The organism is Thiobaca trueperi, assembly GCF_004342175.1.
GTDB lineage: Bacteria > Pseudomonadota > Gammaproteobacteria > Chromatiales > Chromatiaceae > Thiobaca > Thiobaca trueperi.
This window is the reverse complement of sequence record NZ_SMAO01000006.1, coordinates 122,414-137,334: the sequence shown is the minus strand read 5'-3', so window position 1 is coordinate 137,334 and position 14,921 is coordinate 122,414. Positions and strand designations below refer to the sequence as shown.

Sequence of the window (14,921 nt, the reverse complement as noted above, 5' to 3'; positions counted from 1 at the left end):
GCCGCATCTTACAGCCTGCGCAGCGGCGCAAACAATGCGCCCGCCCGCACCAGCCAGACGGCTTGACCTGAGATCAGGGCGGCATGCAGGCGTCTGTTCAATACTCGAAATTCCAGTCGAGCCTTCGCCAGTCCGGTGTCGGCCTGATCGCTTTTGCCGCGCGCTCCTGAGCCCCCTGCCCGTCCAGGGCGAAGACGATCTCGGCCCGCTCGGTGAACCAGCGCGCCAGATCGGCCTCGCCAGCGAGCGTGATGCGACGGTCGGCCCGTGCGCCCAGTTCGAGCAGATCGCGACGCGCCCCGTCTTCCGGCTGAGCGTCCAGCAGCTCCCCGATGGGCCGGGGCAGGAGCCAGAAGAGGCCGGCGCCGGCTCGCTCCAGCGCCTGTCGCACCACCTGTCGCGCGCCGGGAGTCGTCAGGGTCGCGGCAATGATCAGCGCCCGATCCGGATAGCGGGTGAGCAGTCGCGTCAGAACCTGCCCGGTCAAGCCGTGCAGACGTTTGGCGCTGATCGTCACGGATTCCGATTCGGACAGCCCGACGATCAGCAGACGCACCACACCCAGTCCCGAACGGGCGAGCAGGGTCGGCACCCCGCGCACCGCGAACCGGTCGAGGTCTTTCATCGGCTCCGACAGCTCGGCATAGGGAATCAACTGGGGATGATGCTTGCGCGCGTTGTCGCGCACCGGGGCATGGCTCCAGCCGTCCAGATGACGATCCGCCGCCCAGCGCCGATGCTCGATCAGGGCCAGCCGCTCCACTTCCAGCGGGGCGAAGGCAAAGGCGTCAACCATGTCCTCGGGCACCGCGCGGCAGTCGGTGACGGCGAGCTTGGCCCAGAGATGATCCGCCTGATGACGGTTGGCCTGTCGATATGAGGTCGCGAGCCGGGTCCAGGGCTGTCCTGCCGGTTCGCTGACAGGATCGCGTCCCTGCGCGGCGATGCTGTCGCAATAGTGCTCATGGATGGTCTGAGCCACCTCGTCGCCGATGCCATCCAGCAGCACCCCGGCGCGACAGGCTTCCTGGAGATAGGAGACGGGGATGATCTGTCCATCCCAATCCGCAATGTCGCCAGTCGTTTTGCGCTCGCCGATTTCAAGCAGGATCGGCGACGAGGCCCGTTGCACAGCGGCGATGGTTCGGGCCAGCAGGCGCGCCACTGCGAGACCGCTTTCATCTGGATCATTCAGCGCGACCAGCGCGAGGGTCACGGGAGGCGTCCCGGCCAGCCGTGGCGCGGCGAGATCGCCGAATCGCAGATCCGCAATCTGGCCCGCCTGAGGGTAGGCGCTCTGGATCTGCGCGGCGAGCGACTCGGGATCCTCGCTCAGAAGTGTCACCAGTGGTCGAGCATCGCCATACTGAATAAGCCGCAGGGCCTGGACCAGAAAGGCGTGGGCGGGTGAGGCAAAGCCCGCGAGCAGCAGATGCGGTCGCTGGCCGAACAGCGGATCCATGCCGAGATGCAGCGGCCAGCGCCTGAGCAGTGCACGCGCGGCGCGGTTCTCGACCGCGAAGGTCTCCAGCCGTAACCGCTCATCGAGATCCAGATCAGGCAATGCAGGCGGCGGATCGGCGGCGTGCATCAGGATCAGCCGCGTGGAGCCGGGGCGAAAGCGCGAACGCGCCTGCCGCGAACGGGCGGCAAAGGCAACGATCAGATCAGCCGGAGCGGGTGGATCGGCCAGGATCAGGGTGCTGACGCGGCCTGGCTTCAGGGTTGCCAGTTGCTCGGGCGCGAGCCGGCGCGCCGCGCGCCCGTCGGCGTGCAGCCCCGCGATGACACAGGAAACCAGTGGCTCGGCCCCACAGACATGGACGGGTGCGGCGCCGAACAGCATGCGGATGCTTACTCGGCAGAGGGGGCGAAGACCTGGGTCAGCAGGTCCGGCAGACAGTCGGCGGCGTCCGTCAGCTCGATCACCTGAATCAGGGCGCGCTCCCGGTCGCCGAGCGGAAGATCCGCGATGGCCTCGCCGCCACGCCACCAGGTGGCGAGCTGATCGGCGGTACCGCCGGAACCGGACAGAATGATCAGGCGTCGCCCGGACTCAAGGCTCATGGCGACATCCAGCCGGGTGATCTGTCCGCCAGCGGCAACCAGCGTCAGTGACGGCAGACCGACGGCGAGACAGTCAGCCGCCGCATCGATCCAGGCCGCTTCGTCGCCCCATTGATCACCCGGCGTCAGCAGAAAATGTGAATGATTGGGGTCGAGCCGGGCTGACTTGCCGCCTGCCGCCTCCGGATCGGTCCAATGTTCGGCGTCCTGAGCACCGGGCAGAAGACTGACCCGCGCCTGCGCCGGCAGCGTGGCTGGCGCCACGGTTCCACGGGCCGCAACCCCGATCAACGGAAAACGGGCGGCAGTACGGTGGCGCGCCTCTCCCATCAAAGCCATGACCCCAAAGGCCGTGCCGCCATCAATCAGGGCAACGCCCAGCGCATCCAGCTCCGGCGCCAGCATTTCAAAGAGAACCAGCAGGGCGTCCGCCACCTCAGGGGCGATGTTGGCCGCCCCGCCCACCAGCACCAGAACCGGGCAGGGATCGCCCAGACCCAGAGCGGACAGGGCGGCGTGCATGCTGGATCCACGCATGGCGAAACGGTTTTCTTCGGACATGAAGGCTCCGCAGTGATTCAACTCTATCTGGCATGATCAATCGCAGAGGTTTGGGTCAGGGTTCGATGCGGGTGCCCAGCAGCTCCAGGAACTTGCGCATCCATTGCGGTTGTGCCTGCCAGGCGGAAGCGGTCACCAGATTGCCATCGACATAGGCATTGGAGACACTCTCGTTGACTGCACACCAGGTTCCACCCGCATGCTCCAGTTCGGAACGAACCGCAGGGTAGGCGGTGCAGCGCTTGCCCTCCAGAACCCCCGCTGCGGCCAGAATCTGCTGACCATGAGCGACTGCCGCGATGGGTTTGCCGCCCGCCGCGAAGTGACGAACGATCTCGATCACCTCTGGATTCAGCCGCAGATATTCGGGCGACCGTCCGCCCGGAATCACCAGCGCATCATATTTACCCGGATCGACGGTCGCGAAATCGGCATTGAGCATAAAATTGTGCCCTGGCTTTTCGCTATAGGTCTGATCGCCCTCAACGTCATGGATGGCGGTGCGCACATGACCGCCATGCGACTTGCCCGGACAGACCGCGTGGACCGTATGCCCCACCATCTGTAGCATCTGGAAAGGCACCATCGCTTCGTAGTCTTCGACAAAATCGCCAACCAGCATCAGAATTCTTTTCGCCGCCATGAAAATGGTCCTCCGATAGCCCGGATTGATTGGAAAGTCAAAACTATAGCATTTAAAAATCCATTTATTGCGATCATGACCAGATGATGCCTGTAACATCCGCCACGTTCAGCACAGGCTGAAAATGACGCATATCGCGCCAGTGCAGCAGCGCCGATGTTCCGAGACCGTTTCCGGTCACTGCCGCAATCGTTGTCGTTGTCGTTGTCGTTGTCGTTGTCGTAATCGTCTTCGGCTTGCGAATCTTCGATTACGACAACGACAACGAACAGCCTCGGGATTTCCAAATATGCTGCACCGGACGCGGTTTAATCCTGACACAGGAAACCCTGAACGATGAATCCAACCGACCTGTGGCGTCTCATCCGTCCACTGCTGTTTCAACTCGATCCCGAACAGGCGCATCGCCTGACACTGAGCCTGCTGGCGCGCTGGTCGGCGCTCTCTGCCGGCAGACTGAATCCGGACGACATCGCCCGCGCTCCGGCATTGGCTACCGAGCTCATGGGCCTGCGCTTTCCCAATCCGCTCGGACTGGCCGCCGGGCTGGACAAGAACGCGGAGGCGGTGCCCGCCTGGCAGTCACTGGGTTTCGGTTTCATCGAGGTCGGCACCGTGACGGCGCACGCCCAGCCGGGCAATCCGCGCCCGCGTCTGTTCCGGCTGACGGCGGACGAGGCCATCGTCAACCGCATGGGCTTCAATAACGAAGGCGCGGCGGCGATGGGGCTGCGGCTGGAGCGTCTGCGGGCGCGCGGTCTGCCCGAGGTGCCGCTCGGGGTGAATCTCGGCAAGTCCAAGGTCACGCCCGCCGAGCAGGCGGCGGATGATTACCGGCAGAGCTTCGAGCGGCTCGGCGAGCTGGCCGATTATGTGGTGGTGAACATTTCGAGCCCCAACACGCCGGGGCTGCGCGATTTACAGCGGGTCGATGAGGTGACGCGGATCCTCGACGCCATCCAGGGGCCGAATCAGCGTCTGCGCCGTCCGCGTCCACTGCTGGTCAAGCTGGCGCCGGATCTGGCGGACGAGGACGCCATCGCCTGCGCCCGTGCCGCGCTGGACGCCGGCTGCGCCGGTCTGATCCTGACCAACACGACCATTCGCTTTGAGGGTCTGGCAAGTGCGACGGACGGACTCAGCGGCGGGCTCTCGGGACGGCCCCTGTTCGCCCGCAGCACCGACCTGCTGGCACGGGTGCGCGCCGCCGTGGGTCCGGAGCCGGTGCTGATCGGGGTCGGCGGCATCCTGGCCCCCGAGGACGCGGCGGCCAAACTGGCGGCTGGCGCCAATCTCATCCAGGTCTATACGGGCCTCATCTACCGGGGACCGGGTTTCGTCAGAGAATTGCTGCGGGGACTGGCAGGCCCACCGCTCTGAGCGACGGCGCGGCCAATGCGCTCCAGTTCCTGCAAGGCCGCCTCGAAATCGTAGTCATCAATGGCCCGCTTCATACGCTCCAGTCCTGGCGACAGCGGTGTACCGGCGAGGAGCGGCGCCAGTTCTTCGAGCAGGTCGGCGGCGTCGGTATCGTCGTCTTCGAGCAGTCCGCGCAGTCTGTTCAGGAATGGTTCAAGTGTCGCCCGGTCGATGGTCGCCGCACTGCTGGAGGCGACCGCTGATATCTGTTCAAGCGATTCCAGTCCCTGTATCACCGGCTCCAGCGCGTCGATCGTCGCCGCCAGCAGGGCATCGATCCGCTCCGGCGAAGCCTGCGTCTGACAGGCCGTCTCCAGCGCCTGTGCAGCCTGAGCGATCCCGGTGGCAGCGATATTCCCCGCCACGCCTTTCAGGGTATGGGCGCAACGGGTCGCGCCTTCGGGATCCGGCCCCTGCCGCGCGGTAGCGAACTGCACCGCGAAATCGCGCTGGCTGTCGCGAAATTTTTGCAGCAGTTTGCGATAGAGCTTCCGGTTGTGCTGGGCGATGGCGAGCCCGGCGTCGGTGTCGATGCCAGGCAATGCGTGAATCTCGGCATCGTCGGGCGCCGGCTCCGGCGTCTCCTGCGCCACAGTGCCCGGTTGCCCCGGCTGAATCCATTTCGCCATCGTCGTGAACAGCTCGCGCACGTTCACCGGCTTGCCGATGTGGTCGTTCATGCCCGCCTCCAGCACCCGCTCGCGATCACCGGTCATGACGTTGGCGGTCATGGCGATCACGGGCAGATCCCGATAGCGCGGATCGGCACGGATCCGCCGCGTCGCCTCGTAGCCGTCCATCACCGGCATCTGGCAGTCCATCAGGACGCCGTCGAAGGTACCCGGTGCGAGCTGGTCCAGGGCATCCTGACCATTGTTCGCGACCGCGACGCGCAGACCGTTCATGGTCAGCAGTTCCAGCGCCAGTTCCTGATTGATCTCGTTGTCTTCCACCAGCAGCACATGGGCGCCGCGCAGTCTGGCGATGGCCTCCGAGGCTTCTTCCTGCCGTCCGGCCGCGCGGCTGATGCTGACGATTTCCTCCCCGATGGCGTGCATGATGGTGTCGAGCAGGGTCGAAGGCGTCACCGGCTTGGTGAGGAACCCGGCCAGATCCAGTCCCGCCGCCGCCTGCTGCGCGTCCTCCCGTCCATAGGCAGTCACCATGATCAGGGTGGGGACGTGGGTAATCTGCGGGTCATCCTGAATCGCGCGAATGGTGTCGATTCCATCCATCCCTGGCATCTTCCAGTCCATGAGTACCAGGTCATAGGGGGCGCTGGCATCCGCCTGCTCCAGCATGGCAATCGCCCGGGCGCCGGCGTCCGCCTGATCGATGGCGAACCCGAAGGTCGCCAGCATGTCGGAGAGGATCGCGCGCGAGGTGGGATTGTCATCGACGACCAGCAGATTCAGCGATTTGAGCACATCGTTGCGGCTGGCGCGCAGCGGTGAGATGTCGCCCTGCTGGCGCTGGAGACGAACGGTAAAGGTGAAGGTACTGCCCTCGCCCGGCGCGCTTTCGACCCGGACCTCGCCACCCATCAGGTCGGTCAGCCGCTTGCAGATGGCCAGCCCCAGACCGGTGCCGCCGTATTTGCGGGTGGTGGACATATCGGCCTGACTGAAGGACTGGAACAGCCGCGCCTGCTGTTCCGGCGACATGCCGATACCACTGTCGCGCACCGCGAACCGCAGTACTGCCGTATCCTCGGCAAGCTCATCGACGGTCACTGAGACGACGATCTCGCCACCCGGATCGGTGAACTTGACCGCATTGTTGCCGAGATTGATGAGGATCTGACCGAGACGCAGCGGATCGCCGATGAGCGCGGTCGGCACCGCCGGCTGAAGGTCGAACATCAGTTCGATACCCTTTTCCTCCGCTTTCAGCCCGACCAGACTGGCGAGGTTGTCCATGACATCCTCCAGCCGGAAATCGACCGACTCAATCGCCAGCTTGCCGGCCTCGATCTTGGAGAAGTCGAGGATGTCGTTGAGGATGCCGAGCAGCGCCTCGGCCGAGCGGTGGACCTTGTCGATATAGTTGCGCTGCCGGTGATCAAGATCGGTCTGCAACGCCAGATGCGACATGCCGATGATGGCGTTCATCGGGGTGCGGATCTCATGACTCATGTTGGCGAGGAAATCGGATTTGGCGCGGGTCGCCTCTTCGGCGGCGTCGCGCGCCTGTTCCAGCGCCATCTCCGCCCGTTTGCGCGCACTGATGTCGATCACCGTGCCGACCAGATTGACGGGGACGCCCTGACTGTCGCAGCTCGCCTGCCCCTTCTCGTAGACGAAATGAATGACGCCCTGGCGGTCGATGACGCGATATTCCACGGTATAGGGAAGCTGCGCCGCGACGCTGTCATTGATCACGCGCTCGACATGGCCAAGATCTTCGGGGTGAATCACGCTGGCGAAGGTGCGCACGGCGTTGTGCAGGAAATCGGCGGCGGGATAGCCGGTCAGACGCTCGATCTCGTCGCTGATGAAGAGCATGGTCCAGTCGCGGTCGATCAGACAGCGGTAGACCGTGCCGGGGATGGTATCGACCAGATCCCTGAAATGCTGTTCGCGCGCGGCGAGCGCCTCCGCCGTCTGCTTGGTCTCGGTGAGATCCTTGGTCATGGCGACAAAGTGTGTCACCTGGCCGGCGTCGTCGGCGACGGGGGCGATGGAGATCGCGCCCCAGTAGACCTCACCGTTTTTGCGACGATTGCGCAGCTCGCTGTGCCACACCCGACCGGCGCGGATGGTCTCCCAGAGCTGTGCGTAAAGCTCGGGCGGGTTGAGCCCGCTTTTCAGGAGACGCGGGGTCTGGCCGATGGCCTCCTCGGGCGTGTAGCCGGTGATACGGGTGAACATGGGATTGACATGCTCGATATAGCCCTCGGCGTCGGTGATGACGATGCACAGCGGGTTCTGCTCGACGGCCTGCGCCAGCTTGCGCAGCTCCCGGGTGCGCGCATCGACCAGCACCCGCAGACGGTCGCGGGTGCGCTCGCTCAGCCAGATGATGAAGGCGGTGAGACCCAGGGTAAGCAGGGTAATGCCCAGCAGGGTGCCCAGCACCTGTAACCGCATCGAACGATAGGGCGCCAGTACGTCCTTGAGATCGACTTCGGTCGCCAGACCGATGCCCGCCTCGTCCAACCAGACCCAGGCACCGATGACCGGAACCCCGCGATAATCGCGATAACCCTCGGTATCCAGCCCGGACTGTCCGCGCAGGGCCGCGCCAGCCATCCGGGTCAGCGGCCATTGCGGACGTGGAACCGCAGGACGATACCCCTCAAGCAGATTGCCGCCGGGGTCGCGCAGACGCCGACCGAGCATGTCGGGCTGACCGCGATAGTCAGCCGCCAGCGGCGCCAGCACCTCGGCAAAACGCGAGGGCGTCAGCATTCTGCCGTCGCGATCAAAGGCGTAGGTCTCGCCACTCTGGTGCATCTGCGCCATCCGGGTGATGGGTGCGAGGATCGAGCGCGGATCGAATTGCAGTGCGAGCAGGGCGATGAGCTGGCCGGCGTCATCCTGCAAGGGGGTGACGATAAACATGAGGGCGGAGGGCGTCACCCGCTGTCCCCCGGCATCCAGAGGCGCTGTCTCAGCATGGATTGGTGGGATAAAGACCGTTTCCCCGGACAGTGCGCGCGCAAATAGACGCGGGTGCCAGACGGCCAGCCGACTCTGCTCGCCAAGATCGCGATCCTGCATGGAGGCAATGATGAGACGATCCGGCGTCACGAGAGACAGGCCGGTGGCGCGCATGTCGTCCAGATCCGACCGCAGCAGTGCGCGAATCTGTTCCTGTGCCGGGCTGTCGCGAAGGGCCGTGGCCTCGCGGGGTTGCGCCAACAGTTGTTGCGCCCAGCGCCGGAGTGCCGGATCCCGGGCCATGCGGCGAATCTCACGCTCATGGCTTTGCAGCCGCAGCTGCAGCGACTGGCTCACGGATTGATTGACGGTGACCAGGGTGTCGCCCAGCTCTTCGCGCAACTGGCGCTCCATGCCCCAGAGCGCCTGGAAGGCAATCGTGAACACCAGCGCCAGAAAAATGGCGATGGCGGTCAGACCGATCTGATGCAGATTGCGTCGGTCAATCAGCCGGTCCTCGGAGTGATGACTGATCCGCCGCAGGGCGAGCACCATCAGGAACAGCAGGGGCAGGACCACCATGACGGTGATCCAGGGCAGGATAGCCCGCAGCGACCAACCGCTTTCCGGTGTATCGATCAGCTCACCGCCGACCACTGCGCCGCTCTGAAGCAGCCATTTCTGCTGTAGGGCATTCAGCTCGGCGGGCGTGACCTGCTCCATTGCCTTGCCGAGCGCCGTATGCAGGAGCGGCCAGTCGTCGCGCACCGCGATCCGCAGATTGCCCAGATCGGGGTCGCCGAGTTCGACCTCATCCGTCACCCGCAGACTGGTCAGCAGATGCCGGGCGATCTGATAGCGCAGCACGGCATCACGTCCCAGCGCCGCATCCGCCTGCCCGAAGGCGACCGCTTTCAGCGAGGCCAGGGCGTCGTCCACGGGCAGACGCTGGATACCCGGATAATGGCGGGCGAGGATTTCTTCCTGGAAAAAACCGCGCGGAAAGGCGACCCGCCGACCAGTCAGCTCGTCGAGGCTCATGATCGGGTCGTCACGGCGGCTGACGATGACATTGGGCGTCGTCGCGTAAGGCGCGGTGAACAGCAGATAACGCTGCCGATCCTCGGTTTTGACGATGTTGAGCATCACATCGAGCTGTTTGTCGCGGATCTGGCGCTGAAAGATGCTCCAGTCGGAGCCGCTCTGATATGCGACCCGGACCCCGAGCTTTGACGCCAGCAGATTCAGATAGTCGATGGATAAGCCGCGTGGTTCGCCAGATTCCTGGAAATTGAACGGCGGCCAGTCCGGTTCGCTCTGTGCCCGAATCACCGGATGACGTTCCAGCCAGTCGCGTTCGGATGCGGTCAGCGGGATCGCGGCGGCGGACGGAGAGGATGTCGGGGCATCGGTCTGGTCGGCCTGAGTTGTGGTCGCCGCCATCCAGATCGCGAACATCAGGAGGGGTAGCCCGACCCCCTTGCGTTGCCTGTGCATGAGCGGCGCCCCTCTAAAGCCATCATTTCCCTGAAATCTTATACCAACGACCAGGCATCTGAATTCAGACGGGACTCACAGAATCCGCATCGTTTTTAAGCGGCGTTCACTGGCCCTGTTCAGGCTCTCGGCCCAGCACGGTGGCGATGCGCGTCAGCACCCGCTCCGGATCAATCGGCTTGGCGAGCGAGTCCAGGAAAACGCCTGAACCGCTGACAGGGTCGCAGACCGCCTGATTTCCGAATCATCGGATGCGCGCATCGGGATCCGCCCGCCCAGAGGCTCGGCCCTGAGCCGGAACCAGCAGATGCCGATCGTTTTACGTGGCCTCGGCATGACGCTCCCTGATTTCAAGGACCTCGGGCAGAACCTGGATAAAGAGCGGGATGAGCTGCGGGTCGAAATGGCTTCCGGCATCCTGCCGCAGCAGGTCGAGCGTCCGGTCGAGCGTCCAGGCCGGTTTGTAGGGACGCGCGGAGGTCAGGGCGTCGAAGACATCGGCGATGGCGACGATGCGCCCCACGCGCGGAATCGACTCGCCGGCCAGCCCGTTCGGATAGCCCGAGCCGTCCCATTTTTCATGATGGGTCAGAGCAACGACGCGCGCCATGTTGAGCAGATCGGAATCGCCAGCGTCGCCGATGATGTCGGCACCGATCTGGCAGTGCGTGCGCATGACGGCCCATTCCTCTGCGTCCAGTCTGCCCGGTTTCTGCAGGATCCGGTCGGGGATGCCGATCTTGCCGATGTCGTGCATGGGCGCGGCGTTCAGCAGCAGTTCGGCCTCCTGCTCGCTCATCCCCACCGCGCGCCCCAGGATCTGCGAATAGTAGCTCATGCGGATGACATGCAGCCCCGTCTCGTTATCCTTGTACTCGGCCGCACGCCCCAGACGCCGGATGATCTGGAGCCGGATCTGGTGCAACTGCGCCGTGCGTTCGTTGACCTTGTGTTCGAGCACCCGGTTCTGATCGTAGAGCGCAAGCTGGGTGCGCACGCGGGCCTGGACCACGGGCGGACTGATGGGTTTGGCGATGTAATCGACCGCGCCCAGTTCGAACCCTCTGATTTCGTCCTCAATCGCGATTTTGGCCGTGATGAAGATGACCGGGATATGGCGCGTGGTGAAATCCGCCTTGAGCTGCCGGCAGACTTCATAACCGTCCATGCCAGGCATCATGATGTCGAGCAGGATGATGTCCGGCGGATGACCCGAGCGGACGATCTGAAGCGCCTTTTCGCCGCGTGTCGCCGCCTTGACGTTGTAATCGTCCCTGAGACTGCTGACCAGCAGATCGATGTTCGACGGTGCGTCATCGACGACGAGAACGCTTTGTTTCGCTATGGAATGCATACGTCCTGCCCGCCGGGTGTTGTATTGAAAAATATAAAATTTAAACCGCGTCCCCACTGATGGAGATAATGTCTCCAAAGCTAAACACAAACTGAAAATGACGCATATCGCGCTGGACGCGGTTTAAGGCGATTTCCTGAAAACAATCTACCCACTGAGAGGTCGTGAATGGACAGGATTCACAGGATTTTTCAAGATTGACAGGATGAAGAAAACAATGGCTTGTCTCCTGTGAATCCTGCGACATCCTGTTCATCCTGTCCATTTGGAGCCTTGACTCTGGTAGACATTTTCCCGGAATGGTCAGGATCAGACCAGCCAGCCCGCCGCCAGAGTCGCCGCCGTTGCAGACCGGCTGAAGAGATAACCCTGACCTTCGTCGCAGCCCTCGCGACAGAGGAAATCGGCCTGCTCCTGGGTCTCGACGCCTTCGGCGAGCGTCTCCAGACCCAGACTGCGGCCCAGCGCGATGATGGCACGAACAATGGCGTCGTCGTTGCTGTCTTCGGTCAGTTTCTCGACGAACGAACGGTCAATCTTGAGCCGGTGCAGCGGCAGACGTTTCAGATAGGCCAGCGACGAATAACCCGTGCCAAAGTCATCGACCGCCAGGGTCACGCCCAGTGCGCGCAATGACATCAGGGTGGCGATGGCGGCGTCGGCGCGGCGCATGATCATGGATTCGGTGACTTCGAGTTCCAGACGCTGCGGGGCGATGCCGGTGCGCTGCAGGATGGATTTGATCTGATCCACCAGATCCGCGCGCTCGATTTCGCGCACCGAGAGATTGACGGCGAGCCTTGGCACCCGAAAACCCTCGCGATCCCAGCGCGCCATCTGCCGGCAGCTTTGTTCGAGCACCCAGGCGCCCAGCTCGTCGATGACACCGATCTCCTCGGCCATCCGGATGAACTGATCGGGCGACAAGAGACCCAGCCGAGGATGATGCCAGCGGCAGAGCACCTCAACGCCGCGCAATTCGCGGGTGCCCAGGGCCAGTTGCGGCTGATAGTGGAGAATGAATTCATGGCGCTGCACGGCGCCGCGCAGATCCTGCTCCAGACGCAGACGCTCGCCTGCCCCCTCGGACATGGTGGAATCGTAGAAACTGAAGCCGTTGCGTCCGCTGTTCTTGGTCTGATACATGGCCACATCGGCATGCCGGATCAGGGTGTCGATCTCCGTGCCATCCTGCGGATAGACGCTGACGCCCATGCTGGCGGTGATGAAGAGCTCGTGCCCCTTGACCTGGAAGGGCCGGCGGAAGGCCGCCAGCAGCCGTTCGGCAAAGCGGGCCGCATAGCTGGCGGCGGGGATGTCGTCCAGAATGACGACGAACTCATCCCCCCCCAGTCGGGCGATGGTGTCCGCCGCCCGCACCTCTTTGGCCAGGGTGTCGGCGACCTGTTGCAACAGGGCGTCGCCGACCGGGTGTCCCAGGGTGTCGTTGACCTCCTTGAAACGGTCCAGATCGAGAAACAGGAGTCCGACCAGTCGCCCGTAGCGCGCGGCGCGCTGGAGGCACTGCTCCAGGCGGGCCTGAAACAGACTGCGGTTGGGCAGCGCGGTCAGCGAGTCGTGATGGGCCTGATATTCGAGCCTTTCCTCGGAACGCTTGATATGGCTGATGTCACGGAAGACGCCGACGTATTGGGTCAATTCACCGGCCTGATCGAGAACGGCGCTGACGGTCAGGAGTTCGGGGTAGATCTGTCCATTTTTATGGCGATTCCAGATCTCGCCGCGCCATTGCCCGGTACGCTTCAGCTCGTCCCGCATGGCCTGGTAAAAGGCCGCGTCATGGCGTCCCGATTGCAGCAGACGGGGCGTTTTGCCCAGAACCTCCTCCTCGGCATAGCCGGTGACCTCGGTGAAGGCCCGGTTGACCGCCAGGATCCGCGCGTCGGGATCGGTGATCAGCACGCCCTCGGCGGTGCTCTCGAACACCCGTGCCGCCTGGCGCAGCGATTTGTCAGCCTCCATGCGCGCCGTGATGTCCTGGATGGTGCCAAGCAGTTTGACGACCCGGCCATGCTCCCACACCGGTTCGCCGGTCACCTGCGCCCAGAGCGAATGATCCTGTGCCGTCATCAGCCGCATCTGCATGTCAAATTCCTGACCGTGCGCAAGCGCCTGGGCAACGGCGTCCTCCAGCCTGGAACGGTCGCTGGGATGAAAAAAGGCCAGCACGTTCTCGAACGAGGGCTTGCCGTCCGGCGCCATCTCGAAGAGTTCATGTGCGCCACGGGTCCAGCGCACGGCGTGTGTCGTGGCGTCCACTTCCCAGCCGCCAACCTTCGCCATGTGGCCGGTGACATTCAGAAAATCCTCGCTGCGTTTCAGCTCCTCTTCAAACCGTTTGCGCTCGGTGATGTCGCGATTGACGCCACGTCGCCCCAGATAACGTCCGTCCTCGGTGACGACCGGCGAACAGATATGTTCGATCCAGCGTTCCTGACCGTCGCGGGAGCGGATACGGAATTCCAGACAGTCCGCATCCGGCGTCATACCTTCAGTCGCCAGGATCGACTTGAGATGATCCATCCAGACCTCCCGGTCGGATGGGTGAAGCAGACGCAGCATGAGACCGGGATCGGCGAGAAAGACGCCGGCCTCGTAGCCGGTCAGCCGCGCACAGGCCGGCGAGACATAGCGGTAGGAACCATCCGGGGCGAGCCAGTACTCCCAGTCCGGGCTGTACTGGGCCAGCACCCGGTAACGCTCGCGGCTCTCGCGCAGCCGCTCTTCGTCCTCATGGCGGGCGAGAAAGACGGCGACATGGCTGGCCACGGCATCGAGCAGATCCTGTTCCTCGACCAGAAAGGGCGAATCGCCAGCATGCGGCGGCGCCTCGCGATAGATGATCGTGATCGTCACCCGATAGCGTCCATCGGGACGCGCATGCGCGGTCTGCGACCACTCGGTCAGGACAAAACCCGCCGTCTCGACGCAGGTGGGCGCGGCGTCCTGACGCCGGATGTCCGGCAGCTCAATCCGCGCCTCGGCCAGATGCGGGTGCAGCCAGGCGGCGGGCAGGCGCTCGACCACCTGTTGCAGCACCTGCTCCAGCGGAACATCGGGCTGCATGGTCGCGGCCAGCACGTCGTGGAGACAGGCAAGCTCCTTGAGTCGCTCGTGCAGCTCGGCCTCGCTGCGCCGCAGACGTATTCCCGCCTCATGGAGCGCCAGACGCTGCTGCACCGTCTCGGTGCGGTCGATGACGGCGCAGACGAACTGCTGCACCGCACCCTCGCTCCGGGGCAGGGTGGCGAGATGCAGATCGCCGATGAAATGCCCCGTCTCACCGCCCTGAAAGCGGATCTCGGTGAGCTCCGTGCTTTGATTGGCGGACAGGCCGGACCAGGCGCCGATCACCGTTCCCCGGTCAGCCTCATCGATCAGACGGGCGAAGAAATGCTGGTGGAAATGGGTGTCGCGCAGATGGAACAGACGTTGCGCCGCGTGATTGGCCTCTTTGACCAGACCCGTGCGATCAATGACCAGTTCGGCCACGGGCAGGCTGTTGAAGAAGGTCGTGAAGCGTTCCAGCATCTCCTGTGTCTGGAGCTGACTGTGCCGCAGCTCGTCGTTCTGGAGTTCCAGTTCCACCTGATAGATGCGCAGATTTTCCACCAGCGCGGCGATCTTGAGATCGCCGCTCGCCAGCACCTCGTCAGCCAGATCGAAGCGTCTCTGATGCAGTGCGTCCAGCGCCCGTGCGCGCAGTTGATCGGCGGCCAGGCCGGGCAGGTCGCGCATCATGCCCCCCGGCGCCGGG

General features: G+C 63.9%; 7 protein-coding genes. 1 reads left to right on the top strand and 6 read right to left on the bottom strand.

All coding sequences use genetic code 11. From position 1 onward, the window contains the following. Window positions 1-97: 97 nt before the first annotated feature. Genes EDC35_RS12565 through EDC35_RS12555 form a run of 3 tightly spaced genes read right to left on the bottom strand, consistent with a single transcriptional unit; the run spans window position 98 to window position 3,271 of the window. The gene (locus tag EDC35_RS12565) at window positions 98-1,846 is read right to left on the bottom strand and encodes a RyR domain-containing protein (protein ID WP_132977597.1); all 1,749 of its coding nucleotides are present in this window, start codon (window positions 1,844-1,846) and stop codon (window positions 98-100) included. Between the two features lie 8 nt (window positions 1,847-1,854). Then, a complete protein-coding gene (locus EDC35_RS12560) occupies window positions 1,855-2,628 on the bottom strand; it encodes a hypothetical protein (protein WP_132977596.1) in 774 nt (257 codons plus the stop codon). Window positions 2,629-2,683: 55 nt separating this feature from the next. Further along, window positions 2,684-3,271: a DJ-1/PfpI family protein gene (locus EDC35_RS12555; protein ID WP_132977595.1), complete on the bottom strand. Its 588-nt coding sequence runs from the start codon at window positions 3,269-3,271 to the stop codon at window positions 2,684-2,686. 336 nt (window positions 3,272-3,607) lie between these two features. On the opposite strand from EDC35_RS12555, the gene EDC35_RS12550 reads away from it, so the two are divergent. Beyond that, window positions 3,608-4,651: a quinone-dependent dihydroorotate dehydrogenase gene (locus tag EDC35_RS12550; protein ID WP_132977594.1), complete on the top strand. Its 1,044-nt coding sequence runs from the start codon at window positions 3,608-3,610 to the stop codon at window positions 4,649-4,651. On the opposite strand, the gene EDC35_RS12545 is transcribed toward EDC35_RS12550, so the two are convergent. The 3 genes from EDC35_RS12545 to EDC35_RS12535 form a co-directional block, all read right to left on the bottom strand. After that, window positions 4,591-9,789: a response regulator gene (locus tag EDC35_RS12545; protein WP_132977593.1), complete on the bottom strand. Its 5,199-nt coding sequence runs from the start codon at window positions 9,787-9,789 to the stop codon at window positions 4,591-4,593. The two genes, EDC35_RS12550 and EDC35_RS12545, sit on opposite strands and share 61 nt — an antisense overlap. Before the next feature lie 319 nt (window positions 9,790-10,108). Beyond that, a complete protein-coding gene (locus EDC35_RS12540) occupies window positions 10,109-11,143 on the bottom strand; it encodes a response regulator (protein WP_207896210.1) in 1,035 nt (344 codons plus the stop codon). 309 nt (window positions 11,144-11,452) lie between these two features. Beyond that, complete coding sequence (locus tag EDC35_RS12535) at window positions 11,453-14,905, bottom strand: EAL domain-containing protein (RefSeq protein ID WP_243651636.1); 3,453 nt, start codon at window positions 14,903-14,905, stop codon at window positions 11,453-11,455. Window positions 14,906-14,921 lie beyond the last annotated feature (16 nt).